Genomic DNA, 416 nt, shown 5'->3' on the forward strand with positions numbered 1-416 from the left:
GCAAGGCCCTTGGCGTCGAGCGGGGCGGCGGCCGCGGCGAGGGCTGCAAACACAGCTGCGGTCTGCTCCACCGCGCCGGCCGGGAACGACGGCTTTTGTTTGGTCTCGCCGAGATCGAGCGCAGCCGCGATCTGCGCGCCTTCTTCTTTCGCCGCCTGCTGGTCGACGCCCTTGGCGAACCGCGGAATCTGATAGTCCGGCCGCAGCCAGCGCACCAACCCGCGCTTCTCCTCGGCGGCGCGCTCCTTGTTCAACGCGACCAGCCGCGCCAGAATCTCGTCGTCCGACAGATCCGCCGGCCAGCCGTAAGCCTCCGCCACCGCGACATCGAGCCGGTCGTGCAGCTCCTTGAGGATCAGCACGAGGCCATCGTCGAAAATGCGCTGCTCGTCCGGCGTCAGCACATGGCTCTCCAC

Annotated in this window: 1 pseudogene; it reads right to left on the reverse strand. The window is 68.5% G+C overall.

The features are described 5' to 3' along the window. A pseudogene (locus tag DY467_RS25780) lies at positions 1-416 on the reverse strand (class I SAM-dependent DNA methyltransferase); the annotation flags it as partial.

Source organism: Rhodopseudomonas sp. BR0G17, from assembly GCF_010907025.1.
GTDB classification, from domain to species: Bacteria; Pseudomonadota; Alphaproteobacteria; order Rhizobiales; family Xanthobacteraceae; genus Rhodopseudomonas; species Rhodopseudomonas palustris_H.